The sequence below is a fragment of the Ramlibacter sp. genome (assembly GCF_050250995.1).
GTDB lineage: Bacteria > Pseudomonadota > Gammaproteobacteria > Burkholderiales > Burkholderiaceae_C > Ramlibacter.
Window position 1 is genome coordinate 21,355 of the sequence record NZ_JBFWNP010000026.1, and the last position, 23,788, is coordinate 45,142.

Consider the following 23,788-nt stretch of genomic DNA (forward strand, 5'->3'; position numbering starts at 1 on the left):
CTTCAACAGGTGCTCGCGCGCGCCTTCACCGCATGCACCTTCAGGCCGACACCCAGGCAGTGCTGAACCGCACTGAAGATCGCGGCTAGATTGTCCATGCTCGGATTCCCTTTCGGCGACAGCATGCGATGCAGGCTCTTGCTCGGTTTTTCGGTGGCCTCCGCGAGCCGCTCGAAACCGAGCGTAGCGTTGACAAGGTCGCGCAGAATCACGCGCGCGGTTTCGGCTTCGCCGCTCAGGAATAGCGTCGCCGCCTCGTCGAGCAGCGCCTTCGCGAAGGCCGGATCGCGCTCGACACGCTCGACCACGGTGTGTTTGAAGTTTCGGGTCAGTGCCATCGTTTACCTCTTGTGGGGGCTATGTTTCCCTTGCGGCGCCGAAGCGACGGCGAGCCGAAAACTAGCTGATCGATGGTAACTTGAACGTTACCATAGCCCCTGCGGCGCGGCCGCGTCCACGCGCTCTGCAGCCACTCGGGGTTCGACAGCTTGCAGTTTTCCCGCGGTCATGTTCGGATCAGGGCATCGAGGCTTCGAGATGCGCCCACCCGCCCCCGCCGCGCAGGACACCCAGGTTCTCTACCGGAGCGCAAGCGCGCGGGTGTACCGGCGCCCCGACGTGCCCGGCGTCGTCTTCAAGGAGCACCTGGGTCCCGACGCCGCCGGGCGGCTGCGCCACGAGGCGCAGGTGCTCGAACGGCTGCGCGGCGTCGCCGGTGTCGTGCAGCAGGCCTCCGCGGCGACGACCTCGAGCGCGCTGCCGCTGGCCGACTACCGCGGCCTCACGCTGCTGCAGTTGCTGCGGGCCGGCCCCGTGGCGCTGTCGGAACTGCTCGAACTCGGGCTCGCGCTCGCGCGGGCCGTCGCCGGCATCCATCGCGCCGGGGTCATCCATCGCGACATCTGCCCCGCCAACGTCGTCCTGCACTCGCGCCGCACGCCGGTGCTCCTCGACTTCGACCGCGCCATCTTCGCGGACTCGCACGCGAGCGGGACGCCCGCCGCGCCGATGGCCGGATCGATCGCGTACCTCGCCCCCGAGCAGACCGGCCGTACCGGACGACGCGTCGATCACCGGGCCGACCTCTATTCGCTCGGCGCGACGCTGTACGAGATGGCGACCGGCCACCCCCCCTTCACGTCGACCGATCCGCTCGAGCTCGTTCACGACCACCTCGTGCGCGAGCCGCGCGCCCCCGTCGAGGTCGAACCTTCGCTGCCCCCGGCGCTGTCGGCGATCATCCTGAGGCTGCTCGCCAAGGATCCCGACCGCCGCTACCAGAGCGCAGAAGGGCTGGCGCACGACCTCGCGCGCCTGCGCGACGCCCTCGCCGGGGGGTCCGAAGAACACTTCGCGCTGGGCGAGTTCGACTTCCCGGCGCGCCTCGTTCCCCCTGAATCGCTGGTGGGGCGGGATGCCGAGGTCCGGCAGATCGAGGCCGCTTTCCGCGAGGTGAAGCGCGGCGCGGCGCGCTCCTTGCTGATGGAGGGTGCGGCCGGTGTGGGCAAGAGCGCGCTGATCCACCGGCTGCAACCGCTCGCCGCGGCAGCCGGCGGCCGATTCACCTACGGCAAGTTCGACCAGTACCAGCGGGACCTCAGTGCCTCGGGCGGCGTCACCCAGACCCTGCGATCGCTCGGGCGCCTGCTGCTCGCGGAGCCCGCGGACGCGGTGGCCGCGCACCGCGAGCGGATTCTCGCCCGGCTCGGTCGCAACGCGGCGCTCATCGGCGAGTGGCTCCCCGAATTCGCCCTGCTGCTCGGCGAGCAACCGAAGCTGCGCGCTTCCGACCCGGCGCAGGACGAACTGCGGCTCGTCGTCTCGGTCTGCGAGCTGATCGCCACCCTGGTTTCACCGCGCGAGCCGCTCGTGATGGTCGTCGACGATCTCCAGTGGTCGAGTGTCCTCGGCCTGCGGGTGTTCGAGCACCTGTTGCAGCGCCGTGACCTGCACGGTCTCCTGCTCGTCGGGGCCTGGCGCAGCGGCGAGCGCGAGGACGCGGGCGAACTGCCCCGGATGCTGGACGAATGGCGCCGGCTCCCCGCGCCCCCGCTCGAACTGCGGCTCGCGAACCTCTCGCAAGCCGGCACCGCCGACCTCCTCGCGGGGATGCTGCGCCTGCCGGCGCCGCGGGCCGACGCGCTGGCGGCGGCGCTGATGAAGCTCACGGCCGGCAACCCGTTCGACACGGTCGAGATGGTCAACGCCCTGCGTGGCGAAGGCGCCCTGTGGCTGGACGAGAGCGGCTGGCGCTGGGACGCCCTCGCCGTGCCGCGGTTCGTGGGTCCCGGCAGCGTGGCGAACCTGCTTGCCTCGCGCGTGGGCAACCTGCCGCCCGCGTCGCGCGAAGTGCTCGAGTGCATGAGCCTGCTGGGCGGCGCGGTCGAGCGAACGCTCCTGGGCGCGGCGATGGGCCTCGGCGCGGAGACGCTCGCGGAGAGCCTCCAGGCGCCCATCGAGGACGGCCTCCTGCTGGCGGAGGCCAGGGGTGACTTCGTCCGGTTCCGGCACGACCGCGTGCAGCAGGCGGTGCTGGACACCTTGACCGACGACCAGCGCGGCCGGCTCCAGCTCGCGATCGCATCGCGGCTGGCGGCCATGCCGGCCTTCGAAGTGCAGGCGGCACAGCAGTACCTGTCCTGCGCGCATCTGCTGGACGACCCGGAAAAGCGGCACGAAGTCGCCTCGCACTTGCTGAAGGTGGCGGGCCGGGTGGGAGAACGCGCGACGCACGCGCTCGCTGAGCGATTCCTGGCGACCGCGCATGCCATCGTCCAGCAACCGGTCGCGCCCGCGGGGCCGGAGCTTGCCGTGGCGATCGATCTGGCCCGCCATGGCGCGCTCTACAGCCTCGGACAGCTGGACGAGGCCGACGCGGTGTATGCGCAGCTGGCAGTCGACGAGGTCGATGCCGCGGACCTCGCCATGGCGACCGCGTTGCAGGTGCGCAGCCTCGAGATGCGCGGCCGCGCCGGCGACGGGCTGGCCCTGGGCGTCTCGGTGCTGGGCCAGCTCGGGCTCGCGGCGCCGCAGGCGTGGTCCGAGACGGAGACCGACCGCCAGCTCGACGCGATCTGCGCGACATTCGCGGACGACGCGCGCCGGGCGACGTCGAACGCGACCGACACCGCCGCCGCGTCGGCGCCCGGCGTGGCGCTGCTGATGAACCGTAGCCTGCGGTCCGCGTTCTTCGCGAACGACGAGAAGACCGCGGCGTGGCTGCTGCACGAGAGCCATCGGCGCTGGCTGTCCGTCGGGCCGAGCCCGACGCTGGTGAGCTGCCTCATGCGCGCCTGCATCCTCCTGATCTATCGCCGGGCGGACTACGCCGGCGCGGCGCGGCTCGGCCGGCAGCTGCTCGATGCCGCGCGCCGGCGCGGCTGGGCGTCGCTGACCGGCGAGGCGCTCCACGTCTACTCGGCCTTCCTGGGGCACTGGAGCCAGCCACTGGAGGAGAACGTCGAAGACCAGCTCGAAGCGCGGCGCCTTCTGCAGGAAGAAGGCGACCTGGCCTACGCCTGCTACACCTTCCCCTCGCAGTCGATGATCGACATCGCCGACTCGCTTCGCGCGAGCGACGCCGAGTTCGCCGGCGGCTTCGCGCTGAGCGTGAACATCGGCAACCGGACGTCGACGATGCTGATGCTCGGCCTGCGACAGTTCGTCCGGGCGATGCGGGGCGAGACCGACTCGCCCGGCAGCTTCGCGGACGCGGAGTTCGACCCCGCGGCCCATCTGGCGGAACTCGGCTCCTACCGCACGCCGCTGGCCATGTGCCATGTCCGCATGGGCCTGGCCGCCGTCCTCTTCGGCGACTATGCCCGCGCGGCGGCGCACGTCGAAGCCGTGGAGCCGCTGCGCGAGTACATCCGGCCCTACTACTCCACGGTGCATGCCACCTTGCTGCGCGCCCTGGTCGCTGCCTGGAAGGTGCGCGAGTCCCCGGGAGACGCCGAAGCCCAGCTCGCCATCGTCGATGCCGCTTCGGCATGGATGGCACAGCGCGCCGACCTGCAACCGGCCAACTACGCCCACCTCTCCCGCCTCCTCACCGCGGAGCGCGCATGGGCGATCGGCGACACGGCGCAGGCGACGCGAGCGTACGACGACGCGCTGGCCCTGGCATTCGCCCGGCAGCGGCCCTGGCACCGGGCCTTCGTGGCGGAACGTGCGGGCAGCTTCCTCGACGCCACGGGTCAGGCCTTCACCGGCCGGCGCCTGCTGCTGCTCGCGCGGGACGAGTACCGGTCCTGGGGCGCGGCGGGCAAGGTCGCCGACCTGCACCGCCGACACCCCTGGATGCCCGCGAGCGCCGCCGGCGAGCGCCGGGGACCCGAGGAAGGCGCAGAGCCCGCCGATGCCCCCGCCGCGCACCCGAGCGGGGCGATCTCGACCGAGGCGCTGGACCTGCTGGGCGTGCTGCGCGCCTCGCAGGCCCTCAGCTCGCAGACCCGCATCGACGCGGTGGCCGCGCGCGTCGGCGAGACGCTGGCGGCCATGACGGGCGCCGGCTGCGTGCGCGTCCTGTTCCGCGAGTCGGACGAATGGCACCTCCTGCCCCCCGGCACCGGAGAGGCGTCCGTCCCCCTCGCTCGCGCGGCGGCCGACGGCCTGCTGCCCCTGTCCGTGTTCCGGTACGCCGAGCGCACCCGGGAGCCGCTTCGCATCGACGACGCCCTGCTGGACGACCGCTTCGCCCGCGACCCCTATTTCCGAGGCGTCGCGCACTGCTCGCTGCTGGTGGTGCCCATCGAGAGTCACGGCATCGCCGCCTTCCTCTACCTCGAGAACCGCGCCGGCCGCGCGGCCTTCGGCGCCCACCGGCTGGACGCCGTCACGCTCATCGCGGGCCAGCTCGCCGTGTCGCTGTCGAACGCCCTGCTCTACGAGCGCCTGGAGGAGCGCGTCCGCGAGCGGACCCGGCAGCTGGAGGAAACCCAGGCCGAGCTGGTCGCCTTCGCCCGCCGGGCAGGCAAGGCCGAGGTCGCGAACAACGTGCTGCACAACGTGGGCAACGTGCTCACGAGCGTCGTCGTCTCCGCGCAGGTCGTCCGCGAGCGCGTGCGGCTCACCCGCATGCAGGGGCTCGCGCAGGCGGTGGCGCTGGTGAACGAGCATGCGGCGGACCTCGGCGCCTTCCTGCGCGACGACCGACGCGGCCGCGTGCTCCCGCGCTACCTGAACAACCTGGTGGAGGTCCATGCGGGCGAGCGCAGCGAGGTGCTGTCGGAGATCGACCGCCTGACGCGCAGCATCCACCACATCCGCGACATCGTGGCCACGCAGCAGTCGCATGCCGGCTCGTCGAGCGTGCTCACGAGCGAGAGCGTCCACGAGCTGCTGGAGGAAGCGTTGCACATGTGCGCCAGCGCCCTGGCGGACCACGGCGTCTCGATCCTGCGCGAGTTCGAGGCCCTGCCGCGCCTGCCGCTCGACCGGCCCCGGCTGCTGCAGATCCTGGTCAACCTGATCGGCAATGGCATCGAGGCCATGCATGTAACCCCCGCCGACGCGCGCCGTCTCACCATCGGCGTGCGACGGGTGGCCGTCCCCGGCGATCGCCTGCGCATCACGGTGCGCGACGCGGGCGAAGGCATAGAGGCTGGGAACCTTTCGCGCATCTTCGGCCATGGCTTCACGACGAAGAAAAGCGGCCACGGCTTCGGCCTGCACGGCAGCGCATTGGCGGCGCTGGAAATGGGTGGCACACTGGAGGCGGAGAGCGAGGGCCGGGGCCGGGGTGCGACGTTCATCCTGGAGGTGCCGGTGAAGATGGACGAACAAGAAGCGCCATGACCGCCAAGAACAGACGCATCCTTGTCGTGGACGACATGCCGGAGATCCACGACGATTTCAAGCGCATCCTCGCGCGGCCGCCTTCTCACGCGGCGGCGACCCACCTCGACGACGACGAGGCGATCCTCTTCGGCCGCGCGGAGGCGTCGGCGCCTGCGCGCTTCGAGATCGACTCCGCGTACACCGGGCGCGAAGCTCTGCAGAAAGTGGAGCGCTCGGTCGAGCGCGAGGAGCCTTACGCGCTCGCCATCGTCGACATGCGCATGCCGCCCGGCTGGGGCGGGGTCGAGACAATCCGCCACCTCTGGGAAGCCGATCCCCGGGTGCAGGTCGCGATCTGCACCGCCTACTCGGACCTGGCATGGGACGAGGTGCTCCACCAGCTGGAAGGCGGGCCGGGCGTCACGCTGCTGCGCAAGCCCTTCGAGCCCGAGGACGTGCTGGAACTCGCGGAGTCGCTGACCGGCCAGTGGTCCGGCCCGGCCGCGGCCTAGATCTTTCCGCGCTGCTTCAGGCGGCTCAAGGTTTCCGCCGACAGATTGAGGTACGACGCCAGTTCCTTCTTCGGGATCCGGTCGAACAGCTCCGGGTGCTTGCGCATGAAGCGGTGGAAGCGTCCCGGCGCATCGAGCAGGTGCAGCGTGATCGTGTGCGCCATGATCTCGCTCATGTGCTGCATCACCGAATACTCGAAGGTCTGCTTCAGCCCCGTGTGCCGCTCGATGAACGCGACCCAGTCGCGCAGCGGCATCTTCGCCACGCGCGCCTTCGTCACGCTCACGACGCTGTACGGCGCGGGCGTGCCGAGCCGCCAGGCGGCGTAGCTCGTCTCGATCTCGCCTTCCTCCGCGAAGCGCAGGATCATCTCCTTGCCCTCGGTGTTGGCGACCACGCGCTTGAGGATGCCCTCGAGGATGAAGTACTGCTCCATCTCGTGGACGCCCTGGCTGAGCAGGGCATCGCCCTTGGGGCAGTCGATGACCTCGAGATGCGGCTCCAGCTCCACCATCTGCGACGCCGTCATGCCCTTGAGCACGGCGTTGTGCGCGAGCTGGACGCGGATGACGTTCTTTTCCGGATGGCTGTCGATGGAGCTCACGTATTCCCGAAACTTGACCGTGGTCAAGAGCGATTGGCAAAGGCGATTTCTATGATACCCCGCAGGTAGACACCCCCCTTTCCACGCCTCCACGCCATGACGCAAGAGACCTCCACCCCTGAGCAGACCGACGGTTTTCACCTCGTCATCGACGCGCTGAAACTCAACGGCCTCGACACGATCTACTGCCTGCCGGGCATCCCCATCACGGATTTCCTGCGCATGTCGCAGGCCGAAGGCCTGCGCGTCATCTCGTTCCGCCACGAACAGCACGCCGGCAACGCGGCGGCGGCGGCGGGCTTCCTCACGGGCAAGCCCGGCGTGTGCTTCACGGTCTCGGCGCCCGGCTTCCTCAACGGCCTCACGGCGCTCGCGAACGCGACGACGAACTGCTTCCCCATGATCCTCGTGTCCGGTTCCAGCGAGCGCGAGATCGTGGACCTGCAGCAGGGCGACTACGAGGAGATGGACCAGCTCGCCATCGCCAAGCCGCTGTGCAAGGCGGCATTCCGCGTGCTGCATGCCGAGGACATCGGCGTGGGCATCGCGCGTGCGATCCGCGCGGCGGTGTCGGGGCGGCCCGGCGGCGTGTACCTGGACCTGCCGGCGAAACTCTTCGCGCAGACGATCGACAAGGCCGCGGGCCAGCGTTCGCTGATCAAGGTGGTCGATGCGGCGCCGAAGCAGTTGCCGGCGCCGGATGCGGTGGCGCGCGCGCTCGACGTGCTGAAGTCCGCGAAGAAGCCCATCGTGATCCTCGGCAAGGGCGCGGCCTACGCGCGCTGCGACGAGGAAATCAAGTCGTTCATCGAGAAGACCGGCATTCCCTACCTGCCGATGTCGATGGCCAAGGGCCTGCTGCCGGACAACCATGCGCAGTCCGCGTCCGCCGCGCGCTCCTACGTGCTGGCCGAAGCCGACGTGGTGATGCTCGTCGGTGCGCGCCTGAACTGGCTGCTGTCGCACGGCAAGGGCAAGACCTGGGGCGCGTCGTCGGCCAAGGACACGGCGAACAAGAAATTCATCCAGGTGGACATCTCGCCGACGGAAGCCGACAGCAACGTCCCCATCGACGCGCCGCTGGTGGGCGACATCGGCTCGTGCATCGCCGCGCTGAACGCGGGCCTGGGCGGCAACTGGCAGAAGCCGCCGGCCGACTGGACCGGCGCCATCGCCGAGCGCAAGGACAAGAACCTGACCAAGATGACGGAGACGCTCGCGAAGAATGCGTCGCCGATGAACTTCCACTCCGCGCTGAACGTGGTGCGCAACAAGATCAAGGAGCGGCCCGACGCGATCCTGGTGAACGAAGGCGCGAACACGCTCGACTTCGCCCGCAGCATCGTCGACATGTACGAGCCGCGCAAGCGCCTCGACGTGGGCACCTGGGGCATCATGGGCATCGGCATGGGCTTCGCGGTCGCGGCCGCCGTCGAGACGAAAAAACCGGTCATCGCCGTGTGCGGCGACAGCGCGTTCGGCTTTTCGGGGATGGAGGTCGAGACCATCTGCCGCTACGACCTGCCGGTGTGCGTGATCGTCTTCAACAACAATGGCGTCTACAAGGGCACCGACCAGAACCCGCGCGGCGGCGACGTCGCCCCGACCGTGTTCGTGAAGGACGCGAAGTACGAGATGCTGATGCAGGCCTTCGGCGGCGCGGGCGTGCGCGCGGCGACGCCGGAGGAACTGAAGAAGGCGCTGGACGAAGCCGTGTCAAGCGGCAAGCCGACGCTCATCAACGCGATCATCGACGAAACCGCGGGCACGGAGAGCGGGCGCATCACCAGCCTGAATCCGGCCATGGCGAAAAAGAAGTGACGATTTTCAAACTCTGAGAGAAGCGAGAAGCAAATGGGAAAAGCACTCGAAGGCGTCAAGATCCTCGATTTCACGCATGTGCAATCGGGCCCCACCTGCACGCAGCTGCTGGCCTGGTTCGGCGCGGACGTGATCAAGGTCGAGAAGGCCGGTGAAGGCGACGTGACGCGCCAGCAGCTGCGCGACAAGGAGGGCGTGGACAGCCTCTACTTCACGATGCTGAACCACAACAAGCGGTCCATCACGCTCGACACCAAGAACCCCAAGGGCAAGGAAGTGCTGATCGAGCTGATCAAGCACTGCGACGTGCTCGTGGAGAACTTCGCGCCGGGCGCGCTCGATCGCATGGGCTTCTCGTGGGAAAAGATCCAGGCGATCAATCCGCGCATGATCGTCGCCTCGGTCAAGGGCTTCGGCCCCGGTCCGTACGAGGACTGCAAGGTCTACGAGAACGTCGCGCAGTGCGCGGGCGGCGCGGCCTCCACCACCGGCTTCGACGACGGCCCGCCCACGGTGACGGGCGCGCAGATCGGCGACAGCGGCACGGGCCTGCACCTCGCGCTCGGCATCGTGACCGCGCTGTACCAGCGCAACACCACGGGCAAGGGCCAGCGCGTGCTGGCCGCCATGCAGGACGCCGTGCTGAACCTGTGCCGCGTGAAGCTGCGCGACCAGCAGCGCCTGGACGAGAAGCACGTGCTCGAGGAATATCCGCAGTACCCCGACAAGGAATTCGGCGAGGCCGTGCCGCGCGCGGGCAACGCCTCGGGCGGCGGGCAGCCGGGCTGGATTCTCAAGTGCAAGGGCTGGCAGCACGACCCCAACGCCTACATCTACTTCATCACGCAGGCGCCGGTGTGGGAAAAGATCTGCAAGGTGATCGGCGAGGAGTCGTGGATCACCGACCCGAGCTACGCGACGCCCAAGGCGCGCCTGCCGCACCTGAAGACCATCTTCTCGCGCATCGAGGAATGGACCAAGACCAAGACGAAGTTCGAGGCGATGGACATCCTCAACCAGTACGACATTCCCTGCGGCCCGATTCTTTCGATGAAGGAACTCGCCGAGGAGCCGTCGCTGCGCGCGACCGGCACCGTGGTCGAGGTGGACCATCCGAAGCGCGGCAAATACCTCACCGTGGGCAACCCGATCAAGCTGTCGGACAGCCCGACCGAAGTCACGGCTTCGCCCGGGCTCGGCGAGCACACCGACGAAGTGCTGACGCAGCTCGGCTACAAGGCCGAACAGATCGCCGAATTGAAGCAAGCCAAGGTCATCTAAGCCCACGCGGCAACAGGAGGCAGACATGAGCTACGACAAATCCAAAGTGCGCAAGGTGCTCGATGCGGTGAAGGCCGCCGGGCGCGACTCCCTCACCGCGCCGGAAGGCCGCGAGGTCTGCGAGGCCTACGGCATCTCCGTGCCGAAGGAAGGCGTCGCGGGGAGCGCCGCGGAGGCGTCGAAGCTCGCGTCGTCCATGGGCTTCCCGGTCGTGATGAAGATCGTGTCGCCCGACATCCTGCACAAGACCGAAGCGGGCGGCGTGCTGGTGGGCCTGAAAAATGCCGACGAAGCGGCGACGGCCTACGACACCATCCTCGCGAACGCGAAGAAGTACAAGGCCGACGCCAACATCCTGGGCGTGCAGGTCCAGCAGATGATCAAGGGCGGGCAGGAAGTGATCGTCGGCGCGATCAGCGACGACAGCTTCGGCAAGCTCGTGGCCTTCGGGCTGGGCGGCGTGCTGGTGGAAGTGCTGAAGGACGTGACGTTCCGCCTCGCCCCGGCGACGACGCAGGACGCGCTGTCGATGCTCGACGGCATCCAGGCCGCCGAGATCCTCAAGGGCGTGCGAGGCGCCGAAGGCGTGAGCCGCGAGGCGCTCGCCGACACCATCGTTCGCGTGAGCCAGCTCGTCACGGACTTCCCCGAGATCAGCGAGCTCGACTTGAACCCGATCTTCGCGAGCAAGACCGGCGCGATCGCGGCGGACGTGCGCATCATCGTCAACTTCACGCCGAAGCCGGCGCGCCATCGCCCCGACGAGAAGGACGTCGTCGCGTCGATGAACCGCATCATGAAGCCGAAGGCCGTGGCCGTCGTCGGCGCCTCGTCCGAGGCCGGGAAGATCGGCAATTCCGTGATGAAGAACCTCATCAACGGCGGCTACCAGGGCAAGATCATCCCGATCCACCCGAAGGAAGCGGAGATCCTCGGCTACAAGGCGTACAAGAGCGTCAAGGACGTGCCGGAGGACATCGACGTCGCCGTGTTCGCGATTCCCGCGAAGCTCGTGGCCGGCGCGCTGAAGGAGTGCGGCGAGAAGAAGATCGCGGGCGCGATCCTCATCCCGTCCGGCTTCGGCGAGACCGGCAACATCGAGGGCCAGGAAGAGCTGCAGAAGATCGGGCGCGAGTACAACATCCGCCTGATGGGGCCGAACATCTACGGCTTCTACTACACGCCGTCGAACCTGTGCGCGACCTTCTGCACGGCCTACGACTACAAGGGCTCCACCGCGTTGTCGTCGCAGTCCGGCGGCATCGGCATGGCGATCATCGGCTACTCGCGCTCCGCGAAGATGGGCGTGTCGGCCATCGTCGGCCTGGGCAACAAGTCGGACATCGACGAGGACGACCTGCTGCTCTTCTTCGAGCAGGACGACAACACCAAGGTGATCGCGCAGCACGCCGAGGACCTGAAGGACGGCCGCGCGTTCGCGGAAGTGGCCAAGCGCGTGTCGAAGAAGAAGCCGGTGATCATGCTCAAGGCCGGCCGCACCGCGATGGGCGCGGCCGCTGCGGCGTCGCACACCGGCGCTGTCGCGGGCACCGACAAGATCTACGACGACGTGCTGCGCCAGAGCGGCGTGATCCGCGCGAAGAGCCTGCGGCAGATGCTCGACTTCGCGCGCGGCGTGCCGATCCTGCCGACGCCCAAGGGCGAGAACGTCGTCATCATCACCGGCGCGGGCGGCTCGGGCGTGCTGCTGTCAGACGCGTGCGTGGACAACGGCCTGAAGCTGCTCAAGCCGATGCCCGAAGACCTCGACGCCGCGTTCCGCAAGTTCATTCCACCCTTCGGCGCGGCCGGCAACCCGGTGGACATCACCGGCGGCGAGCCGCCCATCACGTACATCAACACCGTGCGCCTCGGGCTCGAAGACGACCGCGTGCATGCGCTCATCCTCGGCTACTGGCACACGATCGTGACGCCGCCCATGGTGTTCGCGAAGAACATGGTCCAGGTGGTCAACGAGATGAAGGAGAAGGGCAAGATCAAGCCCGTCGTCGCCTCGCTCGCGGGCGACGTCGAGGTGGAGGAGGCGGCGCAGTACCTGTACGAGAACGGCATTCCCGCGTACGCCTACTCGACGGAAATTCCGGTCGAGATCCTCGGCGCGAAGTACCAGTGGGCGCGTGCGGCGGGGCTGCTCTGAAGCGCTGCGCATGCGAATGGGCGGCTCGCGCCGCGGCCGGGTTGCTCACGGCATGATGTAAGCTGAACTGCGTGTTGAACCGAGTCATACCCATTGCCGCCGCCGGCCCCACCGGCGAAGAACTGCGCGAGCGCAAGCGCCGGGGGCCGAAGGGCCGCCGCGCGGACCCAGCTTCGCTCGCCGAGGTTCGCGAGCTGCTCGGCGACATGCCGAAGCGCCGCGACCTGCTCATCGAATACCTGCACCGGCTGCAGGACCGCTTCGGGCATCTGTCGGCCGCGCATCTCGCCGCGCTCGGCGAAGAGACGCGCATTCCGCAGGCCGAGGTGTTCGAGGTCGCTTCGTTCTATCACCACTTCGACATCGTGAAGGAAGGCGGCGTCGCGCCCCCTGCCCTGACGGTGCGCGTGTGCGACGGCCTGTCCTGTGAAATGGCAGGAGCTGCGTCCTTGCTGGAGCGCTTGCCCGCCCTGCTCGGCCCCGGTGTCCGCGTGATTCCCGCGCCCTGCATCGGACGCTGCGAACAGGCGCCCGCCGCGGTGGTCGGTCAGAACCCGGTGCCGAACGCGACCGTGGAGCGCGTGGTCGAAGTCGCGCGCGCGGGTGCGTCGGTGCATGAGCCGGAGCCCTACGTCGATCTCGCGCAGTACCGCGCCGACGGGGGTTACCGTTTGCTCGAACAGTGCCTGGGCGGCGCGAAGTCGGTGGACGAGGTCATCGCAGCGCTGGAGTCTTCGGGTCTGCGCGGCCTCGGCGGCGCGGGCTTCCCGGCCGGGCGCAAGTGGAAGATCGTGCGGGCCGAGCCCGCGCCCCGCCTGATGGCGGTGAACATCGACGAAGGCGAGCCGGGGACGTTCAAGGACCGCGTGTACCTGGAACGCGATCCGCACCGCTTCCTCGAAGGCATGCTGGTCGCGTCGTGGGCCGTCGGCATCGATGCGATCTACATCTACCTGCGCGACGAGTATCACGGGTGCCGTGCGGTGCTGGAGCACGAGTTGTCCCGGCTCGCCTCGGAGCCCTTCGCCGCGGGCATGCCGCGCATCGAACTGCGTCGCGGCGCCGGGGCGTACATCTGCGGCGAAGAGTCCGCGATGATCGAATCGATCGAGGGCAAGCGCGGGATGCCGCGCTTGCGTCCTCCGTACGTCGCGCAGGTGGGCCTGTTCGGACGGCCGACCCTCGAACACAACTTCGAGACCTTGTACTGGGTGCGCGACCTCATCGAGAAAGGCCCGGAGTCCTTCAGTTCGCAGGGGCGCAACGGACGCAAGGGACTGCGTTCGTTCTCCGTGTCGGGCCGCGTGAAGCATCCGGGCGTGAAGCTCGCGCCGGCCGGCATCACGATCCAGGAACTCATCGACGAGTTCTGCGGCGGGATGGCCGAGGGGCACCGGTTCTACGGCTACCTGCCAGGGGGCGCTTCGGGCGGCATCCTGCCGGCTTCGATGAACGACATTCCGCTTGACTTCGATACTTTGCAGCCCTATGGCTGTTTCATCGGATCCGCGGCGATCGTGGTGTTGTCGGACCAGGACACGGCGGTCGGCGCGGCGAGGAACCTGATGCGATTTTTTGCGGAGGAGTCGTGCGGCCAGTGCACGCCCTGCCGCGCGGGCACCGCAAAGGCGCTGGCGATCATGGCGTCGCCGCGCTGGGATGTCCCCCTGCTCGCGGATCTTTCGCAGGTGATGCGAGACGCCTCGATCTGCGGGCTGGGACAGGCGGCGCCGAATCCCGTGGATTGCGTGATCATGTATTTCCCGCACGAGCTGGGGTGAACCAGTTCAGGAGCGGCACAAGCAAATGGGGTCGTGCGTCTTCGGCCATTGCCACGACCGCAATCGGGGTCAGAGCAAAATTTCGGGGGACACCTCGACCTTCGACATGACCTCACGCGAAATTTTGATCCGACCCCAATTGCTCTCAGCCAGCCACACGATGAACGCCGACAAGCAAATGGGGTCGGATCACGATTTCGCGCGAGGTTTATCCGGAGAGCGCGACGGTTCTCGAAATCGTGCTCTGACCCCATTTGCGCCGCAGACCGGAGCCACAACGATATGAACGCCGTCACCCGAGCCGAACTCGCGCAACTCGACGCGCCGACCGTCACTTTCAAGCTCAATGGCCAGGAGGTCACGGCAAGAGCGACCGAAACGATCATCCAGGTCGCCGACCGCGAAGGCATCGACATTCCCCGACTCTGCTACAAGCCGGGTCTCGATGCGGACGGCAACTGCCGCGCCTGCATGGTCGAGATCAAGGGCGAGCGCGTCCTGGCGCCGAGCTGCTGCCGCAACCCCGCGAACGGCATGGAGGTCACCACCGACAGCGACCGCGCGGTCAAGTCGCAGAAGCTGGTGCTCGAACTGCTGCAGGCCGACATGCCCGAGGCCGACTACACGCGCAGGAACGAAGTCGATCTCTGGTCCGAAAAACTGAACGTCGGCAAGCCCCGTTTCCCTGCAAGGCAACAAGTCCAGGCCGACCTCTCCCACCCCGCCATCGCCGTCAACCTCGACGCCTGCATCCAGTGCACGCGCTGCCTGCGCGCCTGCCGCGACGAACAGGTCAACGACGTCATCGGCCTCGCCTTCCGCGGCGAGCACGCCAAGATCGTCTTCGACATGGACGACCCGATGGGCGTCTCCACCTGCGTGGCCTGCGGCGAATGCGTGCAGGCCTGCCCCACCGGCGCGCTCATGCCCGCGCGCGAGGTCGGCCTGCAGGTCCCCGACAAGAAAATCGCCTCCGTCTGCCCCTACTGCGGCGTCGGCTGCCAGCTCACCTACAACGTGAAGGACAACCGCATCCTCTACGTCGAAGGTCGCGACGGCCCCGCGAACCACGGACGCCTGTGCGTCAAGGGTCGCTACGGCTTCGACTACGCGAGCCATCCGCAGCGACTCACGAAGCCGCTGATCCGCCGGGAAGGCGCACCGAAACTCCCGCACGCCGCGCTCGAGCCGCACAACGTCCTCGAAGTCTTTCGCGAAGCGACGTGGGAAGAAGCATTGAACCTCGCGGCCGGCAAGCTGAAGTCGATCCGCGATACCCACGGCCCGAAGTCCCTCGCGGGATTCGGCTCCGCCAAGGGCAGCAACGAAGAGGCCTACCTCTTCCAGAAGCTCGTGCGCACCGGCTTCGGCAGCAACAACGTCGACCATTGCACGCGGCTGTGCCATGCCTCGTCGGTCGCCGCCCTGCTCGAAGGCATCGGCTCCGGCGCAGTGTCGAATCCGGTCATGGACGTCACGCAGGCCGAGGTCATCGTGGTCATCGGCGCCAACCCGACGGTCAACCATCCGGTCGCCGCGACGTGGATGAAGAATGCGGTGAAGAACGGCAAGAAGCTGGTCGTGATGGACCCGCGCCGCTCCGACCTCTCGCGGCTCGCGCACCGCTACCTGCAGTTCAAGCCCGACACCGACGTCGCGATGCTCAACGCGATGATGCACGTCATCGTCCATGAGGGCCTCGTCGACAGGAGCTTCATCGAGTCGCGCACCATCGGCTACGAGGAACTCCGCCGCAACGTCGAGGGCTACAGCCCCGAGGCGATGGCGCCGATCTGCGGCATTCCCGCCGAGACGCTGCGCGAGGTGGCGCGCCTCTACGCCACGTCGAAGGGCTCGATGATCCTGTGGGGCATGGGCGTGTCGCAACACGTCCACGGCACCGACAACGCCCGCTGCCTGATCGCGCTGGCGCTCATGACCGGCCAGATCGGCCGGCCCGGCACCGGCCTGCATCCGCTGCGCGGCCAGAACAACGTGCAGGGCGCGTCCGACGCGGGCCTGATCCCGATGATGTTCCCCGATTACCAGAAGGTGATCGAGCCCGACGTGCGCGCGCGTTTCGAGAAGGCGTGGAAGCTGCAGCCCGGCACGCTCGACGCGCAACCCGGACTCACGGTCGTCGAAGTGATGCACGCGGTCCACGACGGCAAGGTGCGCGGCATGTACATCATGGGCGAGAACCCCGCGATGTCCGACCCCGACGCGAACCATGCGCGCGAGGCGCTGGCGAAGCTCGATCATCTCGTGGTGCAGGACATCTTCCTCACCGAGACCGCCGCGCTCGCGGACGTCGTGCTGCCCGCCAGCGCCTTCCCCGAAAAGGACGGCACCTTCACCAACACCGATCGTCTCGTGCAGATGGCGCGCAAGGCGCTCGACATGCCCGGCGAGGCGCGGCAGGACCTCTGGATCATCCAGGAGCTCGCGCAGCGCATCGGCCTGCCCTGGAACTACACGCACGTGAGAGAAGTGTTCGACGAGATGCGCCACACCATGCCCAGCATCGGCGGCATCACGTGGGACCGCCTGGAGCGCGACCATGCGGTCACGTATCCCTGCACGAAGGAAGGCGATCCTGGGCAGTCGGTGGTGTTCACGACGGACTTCCCGCGCGCGGAGGGCAAGGCGCGCTTCGTTCCGGCCGACATCATTCCCGCGGCCGAGCGGCCCGATGCGGCCTACCCCGTCGTGCTCATCACCGGCCGCCAGCTCGAACACTGGCACACCGGCAGCATGACGCGCCGCGCGGGCGTGCTCGATGCGATCGAGCCCGATCCGGTCGCGCTGATCCATCCGCTCGACCTCGCCGCGCTGGGCGCGCAGCCCGGTGACCTGGTCACCATCGAGTCGCGCCGCGGCAAGGTGACGCTCTATGGCCGCGCCGACGACAGCTCGCCGCGCGGCGCGGTCTTCGTGCCCTTCTGCTACTACGAAGCGGCGGTCAATCGCGTGACCAACGACGCGCTCGACCCCGTGGCGAAGATCCCCGAGCTGAAGTACTGCGCGGTGCGGCTCACGCTGGGCGGCGAGCCGCCGAAGCAACTGAGTTTCGGCGGCGGGCAGGCGCTGGCGGCGCTGGCGGCACACCCGGGCTGAGGCCGCCTTCCGCCCCGCGCCTGGGGGCGTGCCGCATCACGAGGGCATGAGCACCTTGTCGACGACGTGGATCACGCCGTTCGACTGGTACACGTCGGCGGTGGTGACCACGGCCGCATTGCCCTTGCTGTCGGTGATCAGCACATCCTTGCCGCGCATGCTGGCGGTCAGCGTGCCGCCGCTCGCGGTTTTCAGCATCGCCTTGCCGCCGCCGGCGCGGATCTGCTGCGAGAGCGAGGCCGCGTCGACCTTGCCGGGGACGACGTGGTAGGTCAGCACCTGGGTCAGCGTCGACTTGTTCTCGGGCTTCAGCAGCGTGTCGACCGTGCCGGCCGGCAGCGCGGAGAACGCCGTGTTGGTCGGCGCGAAGACCGTGAACGGCCCGTTGCCCTTGAGCGTGTCGACCAGGCCGGCCGCCTTCACGGCCGCGACGAGCGTCGTGTGGTCGCGCGAGTTCACGGCGTTGTCGATGATGTCCTTGGCCGGGTACATCGGCGCGCCGCCGACCGTCTTGGGCGCGGCGTTCGCGCCCATCGCGGTTGCCGTTGCGGTCGCGGGATAGGTGGAGCCCTGCACCGACGCGTTCCGGTCGACGAGCACCCCGTTTCCATAGCCTTCCGCGAACGCGGAGCTGCCGATGGCGGCGACGAACGAAGCGGCGCAAAGGGCGACGAATGTGTGTTTCATGGATCTCTCTCCTGAGCTGGCGGGCCTGGCGGGATGGCCGGGCCTCGGGATGGATACGCAGCCGCCGCGCCCTCCGGATTCGGATCAAATGTGAGCGAATGTCGATTTGTGCATCGCGTCTTCGTCGTGTACACAGAGGGTCATCCTCGACCATCAGGGAGCACTTCGCCATGGGAACCCAGACCATCCGCCTGCATCGCGTGCTGCGCACCACGCCCGACAAGCTCTACCGTGCGTTCACCGAACCGGATGCCTTCGCACGCTGGCTGCCGCCCTTCGGCTTCGTGGGCAAGGTGCATGCGATGGAGCCCGTGGTGGGCGGCCAGTGGCGCATGTCGTTCACGAACTTCGGCACAGGTCAATCGCATTCGTTCGGCGGCCGCTATCACGAGCTCGTGCCGGGCGAGCGAATCGTGTACGACGCGGCCTTCGACGATCCCAACCTGCCGGGCACGATGAAGACGAGCGTGACGATCAGGCCGGTGTCGTGCGGCGTCGACGTCAGCTTCGTGCAGGAAGGCGTGCCCGACATCATTCCGGCCGAGATGTGCTACCTCGGCTGGCAGGAGTCGCTGGTCGCGCTGGCGCAGCTCGTGGAGCCCGACATTCCCGGCTGAAGCCTCGCGCACATTCGGTGACAACGAGCCCGCGCGGCGTCCGCGCGGCGCTATCGTGGCGCATGGCAGAACGCGCAAGGTCGGGCATTCCCCTTTTCGTGGCCGGCGCCCTCGCGGGCGCCGCCCTGGCGGTGGGTGGTGTGTACGCGCTGCGTTCGGCGGATGACCCGCCCGCACGGACCGCGGGGGCGTCGGCGGGCACGCCTGCCCGTGCATCGGCATCGGCCCCAATGGCCACCGCGAACGCCGCCGACGCGCAGGCACCGTGCAACGACAAGCCCGTCGTGGCAGTGGCGGGCAAGGGCGACGGCAGCGCAAGCCCCGGCGGCACCGAAAGCAGCGCCGCGCTCGTCGTCAAGGGCAAGGAGTCCGCCGCCGCGGGGCTGGATCGCGATGCCGAGGTCGCCTACCTCGCGGCCTGCAATCTTCCGGTGAAGGACGGCGCCGCGAACGCCGGCGTGCTGCGGGCCGATGCGAAGTACAACCTCGCGCGGCACTATGCGAGCCTGGCCGAGGAAGGCGCGGCGAACCGGGCCGAGCTGCTTGCGCGGGCATCGCGCCTGTTCCGCGAAAGCCTGACGGTTTACCAGGCGCAGCTCGGACCCTCGCACGAGAAGGTCCGCTTCGCTACGCAGGCGATGAGTGCGATCGGCGCGCAGCCGGCCAAGGGACGCGGGGACACCGTCGCGGTGTCCCGGCCTCCGGCGACCGCGAAGGAGCGCGGTCCGGGTCCAGGGACGGCCAAGGCCCCCGAGAGCGTCGCGCCCGTGGAGGCGAAGCCTACGCCTGCACAGGGCAACCCGCGCGTGATCCCGCGCAGCGATGAACGTGGACTCGGGCGCGAGCGCGACGCGGACCGCGACCGCGACCGCGACCGCGACCGCGACCGCGACCGTGACCGTGAAGTCGAAAGCGGCCCACCGGACGCGGACCGCGCGCCCCGGACCCGCCCGAATCCCAGCTTCGACTGCGACAAGGCGCGCTCGACGCCGGAGCGCCTGATCTGCGCCGACCCCGAGCTCGCTCGCCTCGACCGCGACCTCGGCCGGATCTACGCCCGCGCGAAAGCGTCCGCCGATGATCCCGCCGCCTTCCAGCGCGTGAGCGACCGGGAATGGCGGCGACGCGAAGCGGAGTGCCGCGACCGAGAATGCCTGCTCGAATGGTTCGCGCAGCGCCGTGCCCAACTGCTCGCGCAGGACCGCTAGCTGTGAAGCTTCGATCGGTTGAATTCGGTGTTCATCCCCGAGCGCCAGCATCAGCGCGCGGGGAAGCAGGAGCCAACGCGCTTCGATCGCGCGCTCGACCGTGCTTCAGGCCAAGGGCACGCGGGCGTCCTTCAGCACGCGCAGCACGAAGTTCGACTTGCTGTGCCGAATGCCGGGAATCTTGTAGAGCTTCTCGCGCAACAGGCGCTCGTAGTCGCGCGTGTCCTTCACCGCGATGCGGATGAAGTAGTCGTACTCCCCCGACACCAGATAGGCATCGAGCACCTCGGGAATCTCGGCGAGCGCGCGGCCGAACTGGTAGAGCGCCTGGTCGGTGTGGCTGTCGAGGGTGAGCTGCACGATGACCGTGTCGTGGTAGCCGATGCGCGCGCGATCGAGTTCCACGGTGTACTTCGTGATCACGCCCTCGGCCTCGAGTCGCTTGATGCGGCTCCAGCACGTCGTGGGCGACAGCTTCACCGCCTCCCCGATCTGCTGCAGCGTGCGGCGCGAGTCGGCCAGCAGTTCCCGGACGATGGCGAGATCGACCTTATCGAGCCCATCCGGCAATTCTTCGGCGATCGGCGCCTTCTTTCGAACGATTTTTGCCATTCTCTGTCCCGCATCCCGCAAATTCGAAGGACATTTTGTCAGATTCACGGAAAAATCAAGGACATGGAAGCGCTGTATCCCCTCCCCCCCGAAACGTCCGCCGACGTTCCCGCCGACGTCCGCACCCGCAACGGCGCGGAAATCCTGCTCGATGCGCTGGTCGCCTGCGGCATCGACACGATTTTCGGCTACCCCGGCGGCGCGGCGCTTCCGCTGTACGACGCCTTGTATTCGCAGCCGGCGCTTCGCCACGTTCTCGTGCGCCACGAGCAGGCCGCCATGCACGCGGCCGAAGGCTACGCACGCAGCACCGGCAAGCTGGGCGTGGTGCTGGTCACCTCGGGCCCCGGCGTCGGCAACACGATCACCGGCCTGCTCGATGCGATCAGCGATTCGGTTCCCGTGCTGTGCATCAGCGGCCAGGTCTCGACGTCCGTGATCGGCACGCAGGCGTTCCAGGAATGCGATGCGCTGGGCCTGTCGCGGCCCGTGACGAAGTGGAACCACCAGCCGCGCGACGCCGCGCAGATGGCCGAGGCCGTCCACGAAGCCGTGCGCATCGCGCTCTCGGGCCGGCCCGGGCCGGTCCTGCTCGACATCCCGAAGGACGTGCAGCTGCAGCGCGTCGCGGTGCCCGAAGAACGCCCGGTCGAATCGGCCGCCGTTGCCCGGGCGCCCTCGGCATTCGCGCCCGCGGACCTGGACAAGGCCTGCGAACTCATCACGGCCAGCCGCCGGCCCGTGCTCTATGGCGGCGGCGGGCTCATCAACTCCGGTCCGGCCGCATGCGCAGCCTTCACCGAACTCGCGCGGGGCTGGAACCTGCCGACCACGCTCACGCTCATGGGCCTGGGCGCGCTGCCCGCGTCCGACGAGCGCTTCCTGGGCATGCTCGGCATGCACGGCACGCTGGAAGCGAACCTTGCGATGCATGAAGCCGACCTCGTGATCTGCGTCGGCGCGCGCTTCGACGATCGCATCACGGGCCGCCTCGCGGACTTCTGCCCGCATGCGCGCAAGATCCACATCGACATCCATGCCGCGCAGATCGGCAAGGTGGTGAAGGTCGACGTCGGCCTTGCGGGCGATTGCCACGACGTGCTGTCGGCGCTGCTGCGCAAGCTGCCTGCGTGCGAGCCGCAGCGGCTGGATGCCTGGTGGTCCCGCATCGCGACGTGGCAAGGCGCGGACTGCCTCGCCTTCTCGCCGCGCGAAGGCGAGATCCTGCCGCAGCAGCTCATGGCCGCCGTGCAGTCGCAACTGCAGGGCCGCGATGCGATCGTCTCCACCGACGTCGGGCAGCACCAGATGTGGGCCGCGCAGTACCTGCGCTTCGAGCAGCCGCGACGCTGGCTCACCTCCGGCGGCGCGGGCACGATGGGCTACGGCCTGCCCGCGGCCATCGGCGCGCAGGTCGCGCACCCGGACAAGACCGTCGTGTGCGTGAGCGGCGACGCGTCGGTGCTGATGAACATCCAGGAGCTGTCGACGGCGATGCAGCACAGCACGCCGGTCAAGCTCGTGCTGTCGAACAACGGCTACATGGGCATGGTGCGGCAGTGGCAGGAGCTGATCCACGGCAACCGGCTGAGCCACAGCTGGAACGCCGCGCTGCCGGACTTCGTCGCGCTCGCTCGCGCATTCGGCTGGGGCGCGCGCCGCGTTTCCGATCCCCAGGAGCTGGACGCGGCGCTCGCGGAGTGCCTGGCCCACGACGGCCCGTTCTTCCTCGACGTGCAGGTGGCGGCGCAGGAGAACTGCTATCCGATGATCCCGGCCGGGCGCGGCCACCACGAAGTCATGCTGGGCGACGGCCGCTGGTACGGCGCCGACTGACGCCGCTCAGGACTTCGCTTCGGCCTTCGCGCTGAAGCGGAAGTTGCAGTGCGTGTCGCCGCCCGCCAACGTGCGGGTGCGGTAGAGCTTGATGCCGCGCAGGCCGTAGGACTCGTTGTCCATCGCGCACATCACGGGCAGCAGGTCTTCGTCGCCGTTCGCCTTGCTCAGCTTACAGAAGCCGCACTCGCTGTAGTCGATGCCGAAGTCGAACGCCGCGCCCGACTCCGTCTTGCCGGCCTCGACGAAGCGGTAGACGAAATCGCCAGGGTTCTCGCGAGTCTGGCTGGCCGCGGCGAGTTCGCGCAGCGCGGCCTGGTTCTCCGGCGTGAGCCAGCGGTGGCCGAGCGCGTGCCGCTCGGACTCGGGCAGGTTCACGAGCCGCGCCATGAAGGTCTCGCGCATGAGCGGACCATTGACCTCGATGGGCACGCCGTGCGAGCGCAGCACGCGGCCCACCGCGAAGAAGCCCGTGGCCTGCTCGAAGAACGGCGTCATGCGGCCCTGCGCGCCGCCCGCATACGGCAGCGTCGCGAGCACGCGGTCGAACTCGGCGATGAGTTCGGGCTTCAGGCTCGCCAGCGGATGCTGCGGCAGCAGCTGGGCGAACTTCGGCGCGGCGCGGGCGAGGCATTCCTCGAAATCGGCCACGAGCGCGTCGCGGCGCTGCGCGTAATACGGATGCGGCGTGGGCGAGGGATTCATGGGCGCGAGTCTCCTGCTGGCGGTGTGCCGCGGCGGTCCGCGGCGATGCGGCGCACGGCGCGCGCGCACGCGATCACGTCGTCCACGCGGATATCCAGGTGCGTCACTGCCCGCAGTCGGGTTGCGCCCTGCGGGCTCATGCGAATGCCGTCCGGCGCCAGCGCGTCGTTGAACGCCTGCGCGGAAAGGCCCGTGGCCGCGACGTCGATGAACACCATATTGGTCTCCACGGGCTCGACCGCGATGCCTTCGACGTCGGCGAGCAGGCGCGCGAGTTCGCGCGCGTTGGCGTGATCCTCGGCAAGGCGTTCGACATGATGGTCGAGCGCATGCAGGCAGGCCGCGGCGAGCACGCCCGCCTGCCGCATCGAGCCGCCCAGGCGCTGCTTCCAGCGCCACGCGGCCTCGATCAGCGGCCGGGTGCCGGCGAGCACGGCGCCGAACGGCGCACCGAGGCCCTTGGTGAAGTCGACGTAGACGGTGTCGAAGCAGCGTGCGTATTCGCGCGGGGCCACGCCGCTCGCCGTGCTGGCGTTGAAAAGCCGCGCGCCGTCGAGATGGGTTGCGAATCCCGCTTCGCGCGCGAAGTGAGTCACGGCCGCGAGTTGCGCAAGCGGCCACACCGCGCCGCCCCCGAGATTCGCGGTCTGTTCCAGCGCGACGAGGCGCGTGGTCGGGAGGTCGGGACGCACCGCATGCCGCATGGCCGCGCGCACGGCCGCGACATCGAACAACCCGCGCGCGCCGCCCACCGGCCGCGGCATCGCGCCCGCGAGCGCGGCGAGGCCGCCCGCCTCGTAGTGGAAGAGATGCGCCGATTCGTGCGCGATGACTTCATCGCCCGGCCGGCAATGCACCAGCACCGCGACGGCGTTGGCCATCGTGCCGGAGGGAACGAAGATCGCGGACTCCGCGCCCAGCAGGTCGGCGACGCGCTCGAGCAGTCGCGCGACCGTGGGGTCCTCGCGATGCTGCTCGTCGCCGACCTCCGCATCGGCCATGACACGCCGCATCGCCGGCGTGGGCTGCGTCTTCGTGTCGCTGTAGAAATCGAGGGGGAAGCGTTGCAT

The 23,788-nt window shown here is 68.7% G+C and carries 16 protein-coding genes; 10 read left to right on the top strand and 6 right to left on the bottom strand.

Features of this window, described 5'->3' with window-relative positions:
* Positions 1 to 2: 2 nt before the first annotated feature.
* Entirely contained in the window at positions 3 to 338 is a 336-nt protein-coding gene (locus AB7E83_RS16775) for a DNA-binding protein (protein ID WP_428571446.1), read from the bottom strand.
* Positions 339 to 537: 199 nt separating this feature from the next.
* Here AB7E83_RS16775 and AB7E83_RS16780 point away from each other — a divergent pair, with 199 nt between their 5' ends.
* A complete protein-coding gene (locus AB7E83_RS16780; protein WP_428571448.1) occupies positions 538 to 5,796 on the top strand; it encodes a trifunctional serine/threonine-protein kinase/ATP-binding protein/sensor histidine kinase in 5,259 nt (1,752 codons plus the stop codon).
* Positions 5,793 to 6,290 carry a response regulator gene (locus AB7E83_RS16785; RefSeq protein ID WP_428571449.1) on the top strand — a complete coding sequence of 166 codons (498 nt, stop codon included), beginning with the start codon at positions 5,793 to 5,795 and terminating at the stop codon, positions 6,288 to 6,290. The genes AB7E83_RS16780 and AB7E83_RS16785 overlap by 4 nt, the downstream gene beginning before the upstream one ends.
* On the opposite strand, the gene AB7E83_RS16790 is transcribed toward AB7E83_RS16785, so the two are convergent.
* Positions 6,287 to 6,895 carry a Crp/Fnr family transcriptional regulator gene (locus AB7E83_RS16790; protein ID WP_428571527.1) on the bottom strand — a complete coding sequence of 203 codons (609 nt, stop codon included), beginning with the start codon at positions 6,893 to 6,895 and terminating at the stop codon, positions 6,287 to 6,289. The two genes, AB7E83_RS16785 and AB7E83_RS16790, sit on opposite strands and share 4 nt — an antisense overlap.
* A gap of 96 nt (positions 6,896 to 6,991) precedes the next feature.
* Here AB7E83_RS16790 and oxc point away from each other — a divergent pair, with 96 nt between their 5' ends.
* The 5 genes from oxc (at position 6,992) to fdhF (ending at position 17,053) form a co-directional block, all read left to right on the top strand.
* A complete protein-coding gene (gene oxc / locus AB7E83_RS16795) occupies positions 6,992 to 8,716 on the top strand; it encodes an oxalyl-CoA decarboxylase (protein WP_428571451.1) in 1,725 nt (574 codons plus the stop codon).
* A 33-nt stretch (positions 8,717 to 8,749) separates the two neighbouring features.
* On the top strand, positions 8,750 to 9,997 hold the full coding sequence (frc, locus tag AB7E83_RS16800; RefSeq protein ID WP_428571453.1) for a formyl-CoA transferase: 1,248 nt from the start codon (positions 8,750 to 8,752) through the stop codon (positions 9,995 to 9,997).
* A gap of 25 nt (positions 9,998 to 10,022) precedes the next feature.
* The gene (locus tag AB7E83_RS16805) at positions 10,023 to 12,155 is read left to right on the top strand and encodes an acetate--CoA ligase family protein (protein WP_428571455.1); all 2,133 of its coding nucleotides are present in this window, start codon (positions 10,023 to 10,025) and stop codon (positions 12,153 to 12,155) included.
* A gap of 71 nt (positions 12,156 to 12,226) precedes the next feature.
* Positions 12,227 to 13,936 carry an NADH-ubiquinone oxidoreductase-F iron-sulfur binding region domain-containing protein gene (locus tag AB7E83_RS16810; protein ID WP_428571457.1) on the top strand — a complete coding sequence of 570 codons (1,710 nt, stop codon included), beginning with the start codon at positions 12,227 to 12,229 and terminating at the stop codon, positions 13,934 to 13,936.
* 282 nt (positions 13,937 to 14,218) lie between these two features.
* Complete coding sequence (gene fdhF / locus AB7E83_RS16815) at positions 14,219 to 17,053, top strand: formate dehydrogenase subunit alpha (RefSeq protein ID WP_428571459.1); 2,835 nt, start codon at positions 14,219 to 14,221, stop codon at positions 17,051 to 17,053.
* 36 nt (positions 17,054 to 17,089) lie between these two features.
* Here the strand turns inward: fdhF and AB7E83_RS16820 are convergent, their stop codons facing one another.
* On the bottom strand, positions 17,090 to 17,587 hold the full coding sequence (locus AB7E83_RS16820; protein ID WP_428571528.1) for a fasciclin domain-containing protein: 498 nt from the start codon (positions 17,585 to 17,587) through the stop codon (positions 17,090 to 17,092).
* A gap of 323 nt (positions 17,588 to 17,910) precedes the next feature.
* On the opposite strand from AB7E83_RS16820, the gene AB7E83_RS16825 reads away from it, so the two are divergent.
* Both AB7E83_RS16825 and AB7E83_RS16830 read left to right on the top strand, forming a co-directional pair.
* Complete coding sequence (locus tag AB7E83_RS16825; RefSeq protein ID WP_428571460.1) at positions 17,911 to 18,357, top strand: SRPBCC family protein; 447 nt, start codon at positions 17,911 to 17,913, stop codon at positions 18,355 to 18,357.
* 230 nt (positions 18,358 to 18,587) lie between these two features.
* On the top strand, positions 18,588 to 19,565 hold the full coding sequence (locus tag AB7E83_RS16830; protein ID WP_428571462.1) for a lysozyme inhibitor LprI family protein: 978 nt from the start codon (positions 18,588 to 18,590) through the stop codon (positions 19,563 to 19,565).
* A 105-nt stretch (positions 19,566 to 19,670) separates the two neighbouring features.
* Here AB7E83_RS16830 and AB7E83_RS16835 read toward each other — a convergent pair whose 3' ends face one another.
* Positions 19,671 to 20,177 (bottom strand): Lrp/AsnC family transcriptional regulator, encoded by a 507-nt coding sequence (locus tag AB7E83_RS16835; protein WP_428571464.1) that lies wholly within the window; start codon positions 20,175 to 20,177, stop codon positions 19,671 to 19,673.
* A 63-nt stretch (positions 20,178 to 20,240) separates the two neighbouring features.
* On the opposite strand from AB7E83_RS16835, the gene ilvB reads away from it, so the two are divergent.
* Complete coding sequence (gene ilvB, locus AB7E83_RS16840) at positions 20,241 to 22,013, top strand: biosynthetic-type acetolactate synthase large subunit (protein WP_428571466.1); 1,773 nt, start codon at positions 20,241 to 20,243, stop codon at positions 22,011 to 22,013.
* 6 nt (positions 22,014 to 22,019) lie between these two features.
* On the opposite strand, the gene AB7E83_RS16845 is transcribed toward ilvB, so the two are convergent.
* Positions 22,020 to 22,718, bottom strand: a complete 699-nt coding sequence (locus AB7E83_RS16845; protein ID WP_428571468.1) for an L-2-amino-thiazoline-4-carboxylic acid hydrolase — start codon at positions 22,716 to 22,718, stop codon at positions 22,020 to 22,022.
* Complete coding sequence (locus AB7E83_RS16850; RefSeq protein WP_428571470.1) at positions 22,715 to 23,788, bottom strand: threonine aldolase family protein; 1,074 nt, start codon at positions 23,786 to 23,788, stop codon at positions 22,715 to 22,717. The genes AB7E83_RS16845 and AB7E83_RS16850 overlap by 4 nt, the downstream gene beginning before the upstream one ends.